General features: G+C 36.3%; 13 protein-coding genes. All 13 read right to left on the bottom strand.

Annotation, left to right across the window (positions count from 1 at the left end):
- Positions 1-284: 284 nt before the first annotated feature.
- The 13 genes from ACQRBJ_RS12700 to ACQRBJ_RS12760 all read right to left on the bottom strand — a co-directional run bounded on the left by ACQRBJ_RS12700 (position 285) and on the right by ACQRBJ_RS12760 (position 13686).
- Entirely contained in the window at positions 285-1793 is a 1509-nt protein-coding gene (locus tag ACQRBJ_RS12700; protein WP_445303819.1) for an RsiV family protein, read from the bottom strand.
- Between the two features lie 34 nt (positions 1794-1827).
- The gene (locus ACQRBJ_RS12705) at positions 1828-2709 is read right to left on the bottom strand and encodes a hypothetical protein (RefSeq protein ID WP_445303820.1); all 882 of its coding nucleotides are present in this window, start codon (positions 2707-2709) and stop codon (positions 1828-1830) included.
- A gap of 178 nt (positions 2710-2887) precedes the next feature.
- The gene (locus tag ACQRBJ_RS12710; protein ID WP_445303821.1) at positions 2888-3880 is read right to left on the bottom strand and encodes a hypothetical protein; all 993 of its coding nucleotides are present in this window, start codon (positions 3878-3880) and stop codon (positions 2888-2890) included.
- A 131-nt stretch (positions 3881-4011) separates the two neighbouring features.
- Positions 4012-4368: a hypothetical protein gene (locus ACQRBJ_RS12715; protein ID WP_445303822.1), complete on the bottom strand. Its 357-nt coding sequence runs from the start codon at positions 4366-4368 to the stop codon at positions 4012-4014.
- A 79-nt stretch (positions 4369-4447) separates the two neighbouring features.
- Positions 4448-4837, bottom strand: coding sequence for a hypothetical protein (locus tag ACQRBJ_RS12720; protein WP_445303823.1), 390 nt, complete (start codon positions 4835-4837; stop codon positions 4448-4450).
- Between the two features lie 95 nt (positions 4838-4932).
- Positions 4933-7599, bottom strand: coding sequence for a CHAT domain-containing protein (locus tag ACQRBJ_RS12725; protein WP_445303824.1), 2667 nt, complete (start codon positions 7597-7599; stop codon positions 4933-4935).
- A 113-nt stretch (positions 7600-7712) separates the two neighbouring features.
- Positions 7713-8216: a hypothetical protein gene (locus ACQRBJ_RS12730; protein WP_445303825.1), complete on the bottom strand. Its 504-nt coding sequence runs from the start codon at positions 8214-8216 to the stop codon at positions 7713-7715.
- A 14-nt stretch (positions 8217-8230) separates the two neighbouring features.
- A complete protein-coding gene (locus ACQRBJ_RS12735; RefSeq protein ID WP_445303826.1) occupies positions 8231-8878 on the bottom strand; it encodes an RNA polymerase sigma factor in 648 nt (215 codons plus the stop codon).
- A 494-nt stretch (positions 8879-9372) separates the two neighbouring features.
- Positions 9373-10242 carry a caspase family protein gene (locus ACQRBJ_RS12740; RefSeq protein ID WP_445303827.1) on the bottom strand — a complete coding sequence of 290 codons (870 nt, stop codon included), beginning with the start codon at positions 10240-10242 and terminating at the stop codon, positions 9373-9375.
- Positions 10243-10281: 39 nt separating this feature from the next.
- Positions 10282-10698, bottom strand: coding sequence for a hypothetical protein (locus ACQRBJ_RS12745; RefSeq protein ID WP_445303828.1), 417 nt, complete (start codon positions 10696-10698; stop codon positions 10282-10284).
- Between the two features lie 106 nt (positions 10699-10804).
- On the bottom strand, positions 10805-11734 hold the full coding sequence (locus ACQRBJ_RS12750; RefSeq protein ID WP_445303829.1) for a hypothetical protein: 930 nt from the start codon (positions 11732-11734) through the stop codon (positions 10805-10807).
- 243 nt (positions 11735-11977) lie between these two features.
- On the bottom strand, positions 11978-13057 hold the full coding sequence (locus ACQRBJ_RS12755; protein WP_445303830.1) for a S1 family peptidase: 1080 nt from the start codon (positions 13055-13057) through the stop codon (positions 11978-11980).
- The gene (locus ACQRBJ_RS12760; RefSeq protein ID WP_445303831.1) at positions 13057-13686 is read right to left on the bottom strand and encodes a hypothetical protein; all 630 of its coding nucleotides are present in this window, start codon (positions 13684-13686) and stop codon (positions 13057-13059) included. Before ACQRBJ_RS12760 ends, ACQRBJ_RS12755 begins: the two co-directional genes overlap by 1 nt.
- Between the last annotated feature and the right edge of the window lie 3 nt (positions 13687-13689).

Genomic DNA, 13689 nt, shown 5'->3' on the forward strand with positions numbered 1-13689 from the left:
GTAATTAACAACATTGAAGACTTTTGTCTTTTGCATTTCTGTTTTGTCTCTTGTTTCTTCCATATTATCTGATATTTTTGTGTTACGAATTTATATCTTTATGAATATAGAGTGAAACTAGTAACCATTTCTATCATCAAAAATCCCTCAGCCCATTCGATTTTATATCAAATTGAGCTGAGGGAGACGATTTTCTTTATTCTGTAATTATTCTCACCTATATCATAGACATCCTTATTTTTAGCTTGTTGTTGTATATTTTATCTCCTTAATCACAAATACTGTTATTTTATAAATCTTTCCAATTTAGGCTTCAAATCCTCATGTTTGGAATAGTCAAACAATAAGCACTTGTTTGCATCCTTAAAAGGTATGACAGCATGATATTCACCTGCCGCAAAGCAATCAATCTGATAAGGATGGTAGGTCAGGATGATTCCTTCTGGTAACACCGCAAAATGAGTCAAAGGAAAATCCTTCTCAGTAAATGGCTTTTCATTGTAACCTTTCCATCCAGCCCATTCATCACAAGAATAATTATGATCAAGTAAAGACAGCATGACATCATCCATGCCACTCATTTCTAGCATAGGGCAATGGAAAGAAAAAATGCTATGTGTAAAATCCGCCCATGAACTTTCACGTTCATAGCAGAAATCATACTCTTTCTTCAAACTTTTCAAAACCAGATGCCGAAACTGTTGCATCATAGCAGGTTTCACGGAGTTGTTTACATCAAGCAGCCCTCCTCTTCTCTTATCGTAAGTGATATAGTATTCACGAGGCAACTCATGAAGTCCACCATTATACAAACTTGCTTTATAATAATAAGTGGTATAGTCATCACAATCCACTATCATCCTCACCTTAATGTCACAAGTCATTCTCAACCTTAAAGTGTCTCCAGTTTGATATTCTGCCCGGCAGAGTTTTTCCCATAAAGCTCCATATTCATCCAATGAATGCTGCATATCATTTAGCGTCTCACACTTACCTGTTGGAATTTCAATATTGTGTTCTAGCAGGAAAAAAGCATCATCCTTTATGGCAGCTATTATCCATTCGCGAATAGCCTTGTCTGCTTCAGAATTAGCCTTCGGAACTTCCAAATCCACGCTAAAACCAGCTTCCATACTTTCATGTTTGCTACGAGGCTTGATATAGTAGTTCTTCATCAGCTTCTCTGTAGATACATCTTTTTTATTGCCTCCGGTCTTTTTCGCATGATATAGGTTGCCAAATGGGACATCTATTCTTTGCGCTCCTGCCACCAGAGTCAACACACCATTTTTCTTTGGTTTGCGGCAGAACACATCATCTTGAAGTCCAACATATTTCCCATCGGAGAAACAAATCGTATCAGAGTTTGCAAAAAGATGCAGGTTGTTCCATTTGCCAAGATAGTACAATCCTGAAGCATCACATTGAGACGAGAACAACACTTTTTTATCTTTTATGTCATAAACCTCCTTGTCGTCTATGCTCACAAAGTCAGTAGTATTATCAATTGACGTAATATCACTCCCACCAATTTGAGGATAATAGAAACCATTACGCTCATACTTTAAAAGATAGCATGGTGTTCTATCGTTAGAATGAGTATAGTTCCATACGATAAGCAGACTATCACCAATTCTTTCCCTGATATCAAATGTATCACCGTCCAACGTTATCTTATTTTCATCAAGTATTACACCCTTTAGACCGACACCTATTTTCAAATCTGAGCATGACAATAGGGATAGGTACATCATGATAACTGCCAATACTACATAATATTTCTTGTTCGTCATCGTTAATTTTTTATCTTTTCCATATCATCACCATTTATTTTGCAGTTTCATTTTCTATTTGCCGTGGCTTAGCAATCAACTCCAATCGTTTTATATCATCCTCTGTCAGTTGAATATTTCCACCACTTTTATAATAGTCAAGTACTCGTGCAGCACCTTTTCTTCCAAGCACAGCCCTTTCTTCTGCCTTCATATAGTATTCAACCGCTAGTTGTTCTTCTGTCTTACCATTTTCGTCAGGCTCATAATAGAGATTGCCAAGAAGGCTATAAATAAGCGGCACTTGTTCTGCAATCATCGCAAGTTTAGCAGCGTCAGCTCTTACGAGGTCTTTTCCATCAGGAACCATGGAGAAAATTTCTGCCAAAGAGCAACCTTTATTTGCAGCTTCTCTGATAAGGTTTTTCGCTGTAATTGTATCTCCTTGATCCATCAAAACAAAGGCGAGAAGCGTTTGAGCTTCGGGACTATCATTTCCACGAAGTACTTGCATCACACTGTCGGCACTTTCTTGAATATATGACTTGTAACTACCCATCAACATATACAAAGTTTTGAATTCATGCTCGTTTGGCAAATTTTTAAAATAGTCATCCATTGTTTGAATACCACCAAGTTCCTCTGCAATAGCCGTCATTGTTATCATCCCTAACAAGTCCTTCTTTACTCCAAAACCGTCACGATAGCAATCTGCTAATTTAAGATATGCCGAACTATCCCCCCAACGAGCTTGATTGAACAATGACGCAACAGAGTCTTTAGGAGAAACCGTCATGACTTTCTGTGCTGTCAACTTTTGTAGAGATGACGTTTCTTCCATTACCTGTTGTTCCGAACAACTTGCAAGGAGCAACATCATTATTATATATAAGTAGCAATTCTTCATCTTAATATTCTTTTTATTCTTACTCAACATAGCGTTTACTTTTCCTTATATGAATACCCCCAAACTTATTATTATTCATATCTCAATACCCTAATCCGTGTCGGGTGCAACTTCTAAAAATGTTATCGTCATTTTATTGCCTTTCCTGTCAACTAAACGATTTGATTACTAGAGCCATATTATCACTCAAGCACACATTGATAAAAAACTAGTTGATAGTTCCTAATCTTGTAGTACCTGTAGTTGTTGTTCCACCCTTTCCTTTAGCAGAGCACTTAACAAAATATTTCGTATCTTTCTTCAAACCAGTTATGGTTGCAGTAATAAGGACTCCCGATACTGTGGCTGTAACATATTTAGTTGGGTTGGAACTTGTACCATAATATATTTTGGCAGATGTCACTTTGGCCTTATCCCTATTATGTATTTTATAAACTACCTTCATCTTGGTTGGATAGGCAGTATAATCATAATAGTCTATATCCGGTTTCTCGTAAGAAGTAGAAGGAACAGTACCACCTGAACCACCATTATCTTCATTTGGCTTATCGTTAGAATCCTCCTTCTTATCATCTGAAACGTGATTTCTTACACCTCTAACTGATGCTCCATAACTAACATTATAGGCTGCTGGTAGTTTATTTTGTCTTCCGACATAGATATATTGTGCACTGGTAGATTTTGGTTCACCTGTTGCGGTCCAATAATATCCCGTAATACCCTCTCCAAAGCAAGTAGCATTTGCACCATAAGTATACCCACCAAAAGGAAATAAGATGCTATTACCATTCTTTGAAGTAAATTTCACACACGAAATGCCATTAACAGTTACCACTCTATGAGTGCAGTTCTTAATTAATTCCTCAAACTCTTGGGTTGTAGGCATTCGCCACCCATTGCCAAAATTTGCAGCAACTATGTCCATGTCAGAACCACTAATATTCTGCATTATATTATCAGCAATATAACTTACCTGAGTTCCTGTTGGATCTCCCCAACAATAATGTCCGCCATACTGCGTTGGAGTTTTTGCACCAACATTACAACTTGCCCAATCTACACTGAGTCCCATGTCAACTGCTTCCATCGTAGTAGACATAGCCAAAGACTCATTTATAGGCATAAACTCATCGTCATCTTTGCTGCATGACATCATTACTACACATGCAAAAATAAGAAGGATATTATTTAAAGCTTTCATTTTTCATACAATTTAATTAGTTAATAATTTTATGCCCTAGATTCGTGTCGGGCACAACTCTAATTTTTTCAGTAATTTAAATCTATTTTCCTTGTACTAGAGAGAGAACCAGTAATGTCTATATAAAACCATTAATAACTGGTCGGAATTTCCTCTATATAATGATTGTAATCAATTTTATATCTGAGCAAATAGATATTATCTCCATAAGGTGATATGGGCTCATTCATTTCTGTCAGTCCATAATCATCCCCATCGCAATCTATCGAGAATGTTCCATCGTCATATTCATAAACAGGATACGTCTTCTCACTTCTTGTTACCTGTCCATCTCCATCCATCTCAAAAACACTTGCATACCCACGAAGTCTTCCTGAGTGTAAATAAATATCAGTCAATAGCTGAACTTGTCTTTCAGTATTACCACAAGATGTTATACCAGTAAGACAAATAAGCATCACGGCAACCAATAAATAATAGTTCTTCATAACTTAACACCCTTATCTGTGTCGGGCACAACTTCTAAATTGTTTTTACCGTTTATGAAAAGTATTGAAACAAAGTAACCTATTTTTTGCAAATTATTTTCTCTTTCAAATACCCTGAGGCAAAATCCAAAGTTTTAATGATATGCGGTACTATATCTTTTGCAACCACTTTATCAGATATTTTATGGTCATAATCTAAAGATACCTTACCCTTATCTTTCTCCGACAACAATGCTTTAATGAATTTCACATTTCTATTGGTTTCATTTACTGCCTCTTTTAAAACATTTAAATCCTCTTCAGCAATTCCCGATACAAAAGGAATACAAAAGCGAATCATACTTTCGTCTTTGCCAACCACATAGAAATACACCTGGTCATTGTACCTAAAGTGCCAGCCTAATGATGGCAATAAAATGATATTACCACACATTCTACGAATCTCGTTTACTATTTCTTCCTGTTTCATAACTAAAATCATTTTGTTTTACTATTTATGAAATCTAGGAGAAAAAAGTAACCTTTAGTCTCAGAAATATCAAGTACTAAGACTGATGTCTGTAACTAATCCAGCATGACAAATGCGGCCCAAAGGTATGGATCAGGATGCTTTTTACGAATAATCTCTTTGGCTTCCTCAAAAGCTTTTCGTTTGTTCCAGGCATTATTCTTATCTGCTAGCCGTTCATAGAAAGTAGTCATAAACTCGGAAGTAGTCTTATCACTAACACTCCATAAAGACATAACAATAGTACCAACGCCTGCCTTTTTAAAAGCACGTTGTAAACCATAAACTCCTTCAGAAGTTATTTTCCCTTGTGCTGTCTGACAAGCAGAAAGAACAACCAAATCCGTTCCCCTAAAATCAAGATTAGCAATATCTTTTGCTGTTAATACGCCACCAAGAACCCCATCGACTTTTTTCTTTCCTAACCATGCCGCATTACCACCAGCAAAAACCAAACCCGACAAAGACATAGCGTCAGTATAACCCTTCAGAAAATTTTTGTCTTTAGCCTCAATAGGAGTATAGTAGAACCCATGTGTGGCAATATGAAGTATTGATGGGGCTTTACCACTCAAAGCAATAAATGATTCGGCATTACCTTTAGATTTTATGAACGTATTTATCTTATAGCCACTATTTTTTAAGGTATTCCCTATGTTCATTACCTCCTCTTTAGTTTTGCTCAAATCTTTAAACCCTTTTTCACCATATTCAGAACGCTCCACCCATGCTAAATCAGATTTATCATAACATTTGCTTTCCTCTTTCATCTTTTCCGGTGACAGACTATATTGCAAACCACCATAAAGAACTGCAGTTTTATCATTTGTCTTAGCTTTCTTCTTTAATATTTCTCTAGCAGAAGTGAGCCTGACAAAATTATAATGCTGCCCTAATGTTGTTCCATCAGCAAGAGGCAATGCTTCTAATGCTATGGTATGGATAACTCCCGACGGTATATAATATATAGTACTACCTGTTGGAATTGATTCTTTCAACGGCATCCATATCAATTGTGTTGCCTTATCTTTCAACAGTTCATAATTATAGAGCGAAAACGAATTCATTCCACCTAACAGCGAATCTAACTGCTCTTGAGTAAAACATTGTTTTAAAAGAGGATACTCCCTCTCTTTATCACATATAAAAACTACATATTGATGTATTGTATCTTCCTTTTGGAAATACGAGAAATCCATCAACACTTCATTTTTTGTCAAGTGATTTTTAACCATGTCATAGTCAATATCTAAATAGGCTTCATATTCTTTAAAACCCTGACATTTACTACTCAACTGTTGCTCCAATTCTCTTTGATAAATTGTCAAACTATCAATTTCATTTCTATTGTATTCATAATTATTTTTGAGAGCCAATAATCTATTATTCAATGCCAACAAGTTCCGATAACAAGAAATATCTTCTTCTGAACCCTCATTGCGAACTATATCAAGAACCGACTTTTCTGATTCCAATAATAGCGATTTTGAAAACAACAAAGCATTATAACAACTTTCTGTCAATTTATTATTGTCGTATCCGCATTTTACAGCAAATGATGCCATACCACTAAGATTTTTCAACGTTTCCATCCAAAACAGTTCTCTTTGTGACGGAGTTGCATATCGCCATAATTGTTTTAAGTTTCCAATAAAGTAATTCATAGAAACCCGAAACAAACGGTCTGCCTCTGTTATATTTCCTCGAGCACCTTCAATGTTGGCCAAAGCGAATAAAGTCTGATAATAAGAACCAGATTTATCTCCATATTTATTCTTACATGCTCTTACATATCTGCTATAAGTAGCAAAAGCATCATTATAACGTTTTTGTACGAAGTATACTTCTGCCTTGTTCAATAGACTTGCAAATTTTGAAGGAGAGTCCTCTGTCCTTTTGCCAGCAAGAGAGTTGTATGCTTTATTAAAATACTCTATTGCTGTTTCGTATTTCTTAAAATCGGCATAGCAACAACCTTTAATATTATAAAAATTAGCAATTACTTCTTTATCTTGATACGAATGACCAACGCCGCGTTCCAAACTGTCCAAACAAGCAAAGGCTTCCGTGCTGTCATTGTTCAAGGCATAGAGTTTACATAAATTACTGTAAGAAAGGTACTGCTGATCACTGCTTCTACCATTTAATTTCTTAGTCTGTTCTATATGGCTCTTAGCAAATCTGATTGCATCTTTGTATTCCTTTTGTTGTTGTTTCAAGTTCATCATGTTGCTGTAATAATCAAGTTTTGCCTGTTCGTGGTCAGAAAAAGACAAATCCTGCATCGAATTCCAACACTTTTGTAATTGAGTCTCTGCCATGGCTAACTCATTTCGGGCAAAATATTCTTTTGCCCAATATAAGTGATATACAGTCTTTAACTTGGCAGAATTGGTCACATTATAAAGAGAGTCTAACTCTTTCTGATAATGGTTGTAGCCAACAATGTTACCAGTAGTTCTATACAAAGAAATTAAATTGACCACAATTTTTGCTTGAACAAAGTCATCTTTGTATTCTACTGCCATTTGCAAAGCATCCTTATAATGATTGTTAGCTTTTTCCCATTCGCCCAATGCCACATTCAATGTTCCCATTGCCTCTACGGCTTGAATCTGAAAAGCTATATCACCAACATCACGATATCCCTTTTGTGCTTTACGCAAATGTTCATATGCTACATCGAATTTTCCTGCTAAAACATCGAATGAACATTGAGCCATCCAATAATGTGGACTTCCGTATCTGTACGGATTTACTTGAGCCCATGCGCAACATACAGACATGAACCATATTATTGCGCCCGATACAAGATATTTATACTTCATGACCTGCTTTATTCATGCTGCAATATTATGGTATCTGTTGATATTGAGTCAGTTGCAGAACTATCTGCTGGCACTTCCATTTCAAACACATCGTTTTCTTCACCACGCACATTACTATTTGTGGATTCATAAACAAACAAAGGTTTAATAGCAAAGAAGCCAATAACCAATATGGCTGCAATACCCGAGAACCATACCAGTTTCTTTCTGAAGTTAGACTTATGTCCTACTATTTTTATATCTTCAGCTACCCTATACTCAGGACGAGGACATGAACAAGCCTTAATACGCATTTCATCCTGTGCCTCATATTCCTCCTGGAATTCAGCCATAGCTTTCAGTTTATCACCACGGCTTTTCAATGCCTTCTTTATATTCTTTGTCAACTCATACTGCTCCTTTTTATCAGCATCCTCTTCTATCTCTTTCAGAAACTGTGCCTTGGCTTCCTCCGACATATTGTCTCCATGAAGCAGGTATTCGTCTATTCTATCTTGAAAATTATTATCCATATCCGTCTGCCTTTTTATGAGTTCAAATAGTTATGATAAATGTTCTTTGCAGAAGTGCGCAATGCCTCCATGCACTTGTGCTTCTTCGTTTTGAGCGCATTCTTCGAGTCAATGGTCGGAATCTCCAACAGAATAGTATCCAAGTCCTTCTCCTCATAATAGAACTTGCTCAATATCTCGCTACACCGCTCCGACATATGAGATATTACATCAGCAATGATATCGAGCATCTTGTTGTCTTCTGAGTCATACAGCATATTGATGTACTGCTGCGCATCAAAACCTTCCTCCTTTACTTTTCGTCCCATTTCCGTTTCTGGGTCAGCGTAAGAAGGATGTTCTCTAACCCATTCCAGGTATTTGATTCGTGCGATTCCCATAAAGTAGGTAAGGATGCTGCCACTCAACGGCTCGTCATTCTTGCCCATCACTCTATCTTCACTTGCATAAATCTTTCTTCTCTCTATGTTTTCCCAAAACGCAATAAATGTATTTTGAAAGATTTCTGTAGCTGTTTCCTCATCTGCAAAGAATATACCACGATAACTTGCCCAAAAGTATCGTGAGCAATAAGCATACAGTTCAGATTGAGCTTTTTTATTTCTATTGAACATACCCGCAATAAGCCTAGCCTCCAGCTGCGGCGTTGTGCGCATTTTCATTATCTTTTCCATTTATTTATAATAAAACAGTGTCACCACAGCCTACAATAATATAGGCTGAGATGACACTAAGTCATAAAAATACAATATATATCTTACGTATTTCAATTTGCTTCTACCAATTTCCCAAATTACTTGTAAGAATGAGATGACTTTGGATGGCCACAACAACAGATGGAAGGATGATTGTTTGTCGGAACAAAAGCTGGGCAACGGTAGTTTCCGTTCTTAAGACCACACTTTGTACAGTGTCCATCACCGTAACCTTCAACATGTACATCACTCATTTCTGAAGTATGATTTGCTGAAGCAAACGAACTTAAACCAATTGCAGAGATTGTAGAAACTGCAATCATTGAGAACACGAATAACATTTTTCTCATAATCATATACCCTAATTCGTGTCGGGCACAACTTCTAAGTTTTATAATCTATCTGTTTATGAGAGATAGAATTTAAAAGTAACCCTCAAATCATAAAAATAATTGTTTTTCTTATTTTTTCAGTATATCAATTATTTTATATCTGTTTATATCATCCCCTGTCATTACAGCATGCTGAGACCTACCAATCGTATTTATATCTACAAGTCTCTTGAGCTGCCTCATAAATTCAGCATTATTTCCAGTCGGATTTCCCACAAGCAGTTTAGATAAGGCATAAGTCAATTTCCCTACAGTCGGTTTTTTCATCTCCAAATTCACCTGGTCACTCTTACAGGCACTGATGGTTATCCACCTTTCCGAAAGGGGTTGAGCTCTAGGATTAGCAACCTCTTCCTTCACAAAGAAAGCTTTAATGGCTTGGAATACTTCCTCTACACCACGAACCACCTCTTCTTCACCCCTAGTAGCATCTCCACTATGACAGGCATCTATCGCAACCAATATTTTTCCTTTATCCCCTACTTTCTTGCGAATGGCATTAAGATAAAAATTAATCTCATCATCGGTCAGATGTTTCTCTCCATGATCCTTGGCACATGCAAACCTATAAGCATCATACGGTATCCAGCACTCATCAAGCCCATCGGCTTCATCATTATGAATATCCTTCATCTGCTGACCATGCCCAGAATAATGAACATATACTATATCACCTGGCTTACTGGCAGAAATCATTTTCTTGAAACCGGCAACAATCCCCGCCTTCGTTGCTTTTTGATTAATCAAAGTTGTTACCGATTTAAAGCCTGCTTTTTTTAGATAGCCTAAGACATAAGGAACGTCCTTATCACCATTGATTTTATTCCACTCCTTATCTTCCTGCTGTCCCAACCCAATAACCAAAGCTCTCTTTGTCTGAGCAGTAGCAGACAAAGAGAGCATCAATGAAAGTATATAAGGCAATATTACTTTTGCCATATCATCACTCAATCTCACATTAAATTTTCGTACGTATAATCATTGGTCATCCCAATTTTTCATTTCTTCATCCGTGGTTCTTGCTCCATGAATTAATTTTTCGATGCCCTCATTGCTATTTAGAAATTCCAACAAACTCGCCTTTTCCCCATAAAGGACTATTGTGGATGCGTCACACATACAATGAGGATGTAACAAATGCAAGGAAAGATAGCCATAATCTTCATTATGTTCATTTTTCCGTATTTCTAAAGCGACAGATCTCGCAAACCAGTCATTGGAAGCCAATACAAAACTTTCACTGATGTTATATTCTATGTTTTGCATGGAAACAAGCTTTTTGGATAGAGCTGATGTTATTTGACGAAATTGCTTATAAACAAATTCATCCTCTTCATTTACAGGTTCTGGCTTTTCCCGACGGAATAAATTCTTGAAATATGTAAATAATCTCATTTCTTTTTTACCCTAAATCCGTGACGGGCGCAACTTCTTAGTTTTGTCATTTTACTTTTTTATGAGATACATAAGATAATAGTAACCTATTAATCATCCCCAAAAGCTATTCAAATCCAGACCTTTCACCATCCAAGCGTAAAGTCATAGCAGACTTATCGCTAGTAGAAATTAGCTGTTTTTTGGTTTCATCCCATATAGCATATTTCCAAATCAAGCGATTCTTGTCAAAATAGTAAGACTCCACATCACCTTCCATTGGAGCTTTATGACAATCAGCAACCCGGCGAATATCATCTTCGCCTTTCACCCAATAAAGCCATTGATTGAACTCTAACGAGGTATTATTGTCAGAACACAAATAATATTTTCGCTTCTGAGCATCTTCAAGTTGAAAGATACTACGTACAGCAACAAAATCTCCAAGGCATATCGCCTCATAACCTTTCTTGCGTTTCAGAAACAAATACGACCACCAAGGTTGCCGATTATAACTAGTACCATAGTTGAAGATTCCGGCACAATGATCAGGAGTTTGCATTTCAACCAGGTATGTAATATCAGGGCTATAAAACGCAGCGCACATCATAAGGCATTCCCCATAAACCATATCTGTATATTCAGGTCCATGGTTGTTGACGATAGCTGTATTGAAAGATATGGATCTCAAACATTCGCTCACAAGAGTATCCGGGAAAAACTGAGCCTTTCCTTTACGATATGCTTCGATTCTTGCAACACACCTCTTTACCTTTTGATTAGTTGTATCCTCTTCAGGCAACCAAATAGGAATAGGATGTTTTGCTAAGATAGAATCAAAGAAAGATACCAAGTTTTCTATTTGATCAAAATCATAATACCCCATCTTTGCGTGCACTATCCTCTCATCGTCGTCACTGATGGTTGTAGTATCAGCAATCCCCATTTCTCTAATATTTACTATAGAATCATTATCTGAGTCCTCGCTACTTTGTTTATGATGGCAACCTGCCTCCATAAACAAGACTATCAGTATTAATAAATATTTGATTTTCATTTAAGTTATTTTGAGCGGTATCGTCAAAGTATCATAAGCTGTACATTTGATATTATCAACTAATCATCAAATCCAGTCAAGCAAAGCACTGATAATAATCAACACTCCAATAATCTTCAATATCGTTGCTATTATACCACGAATGTTCAACCATGCAGGAACTCTGTTTATTAACAGCCATCCAATGAGGATACGAACTGCGGTATGAATAAATGCATTAATCATATATGTATAAAATAATATTTATTCTATGGTTTGCAAGAGTTCTACAAGATGATTAACTTTTATACCAAAATTAAAATTTTGCGTTTTGTCAAATCCTGCAAAATTAACAGCAACTACTTTACCTTGCGAATCTAAGACTGGAGAACCACTAGAACCATGAAGAGAAGGAATCGTATACATGATTTTGTCTTCATCGGTATTTTGGCTAACTTCACCCTTGGTAATCTGAGCTTTCAATCCTTCTTTCGTAAGGGCTAACTGTGGACCTAAATTAAATCCTATCATATATAACGTTTTACCTGCTAAGGAACTTGCTCTTTTTTTTCTTTTATTTTCTTCATCATCTCCATTTCGCATCGAGCGTTTAGAAGTTTTGCTCATAGACATATCAAAAACAAATAACTTTTTAGGAGTTTCTTTTGTTTTCAATTGAATTAGAGCCAAATCATGTTCCTCATCAGTAGTCACAGTAACACAATCGGTAAAATCATCAGTATTCCTTACATGGGTATTATTAAAAGCAACCCCGATATCACTATGACGAGAATAATCACATTCTGCTGAATTGATCCGATTAATTGCATTGACTAGTTTTTGATTACCGTCTCTTTTCTGTGCAAGTTCTTGATATTGACTCATATATTCAGAGTTACCTGCATCAATTAGCAGCCTAAGTTCTCCTAAGCGCTCAGTCTGTTGATTAACAGCATCTTGTACTTTATCCGACAAATTATTGAACGCACCAACTATTGCAGCCCTAACATCCTTTGTTGAAAATGTAGGACTAGCAACATGTGCATTCGTAGCTATCAAGCCATCTTTTGAAACAAAAAATCCTGTACCATAGCACGTTACTGGCTTTACCTCATTTTCATCAAAGGTTACTCCTTGAATATTTCCCTCATCATCTATACCTGTAAAATATACGGTAAGATTTGAATCGAAATCAATACTATAATAATATGTATTTTTTATCAGTACAACCCCAGATGCTTGCTTAGCTTCTAACGACTGAACAGATACTTTTTTATTTTTTGTTTGTGTTCCCCCACATGCAGATAGGAAAACACACAGAATTGCAAATAAATACTTTTTCATCATTCTATGTCTTGTTGTTTGTTCAAAATGTTTTTAGGTATAATATAAATCAAAAAACGCTGATTTGACACTTCATTAGCTTCACGCATGGAGTTTGGATTAAATCGACCATCACCGCTACCTGCTATCTGTAGCTCACATTTAGAGCCAAAATCTAACTTACAAGTAGCTTGCCAAAATACTGCTAATGCAGCAGCTCTCTTAAAACTCAACTCATAGTTACTCCATGTGAGTTTGTCATTATCATACGAAGCTTGTCCTTCAATAATAAGCAAATACTGATTAGCACTATGCTTTTTAAAGAAATCTTCAATTTGCTTCCCTGCCGCAGCCAATTTCCTACGAGTTTCAGAACTAACGCTAGTCAGAGTATATTGAGCGATAGGAAAATTACAATTTACTTTCAATATGAATTTCTCATAATCTTTGCGATACTCAAAATATTCTCCGCGTAAATCTTCAGTAGAAGCCTCTACCTTTCGAATATTTTCAAGTTCTCTTTCCGTTGCGTCATTTTTCTTTTTAAGCATTATAGTGGTCAGAGCAAACAAGACCAACATAATGAAAAAAAGACTTGTCATTAAATCAGAATAACTAGTCCAAAAGTATGTATTCTTTTGCTTTTTCATAGC

It is taken from the genome of Prevotella sp. SGI.167 (assembly GCF_050313615.1).
Taxonomy (GTDB): Bacteria; Bacteroidota; Bacteroidia; order Bacteroidales; family Bacteroidaceae; genus Prevotella.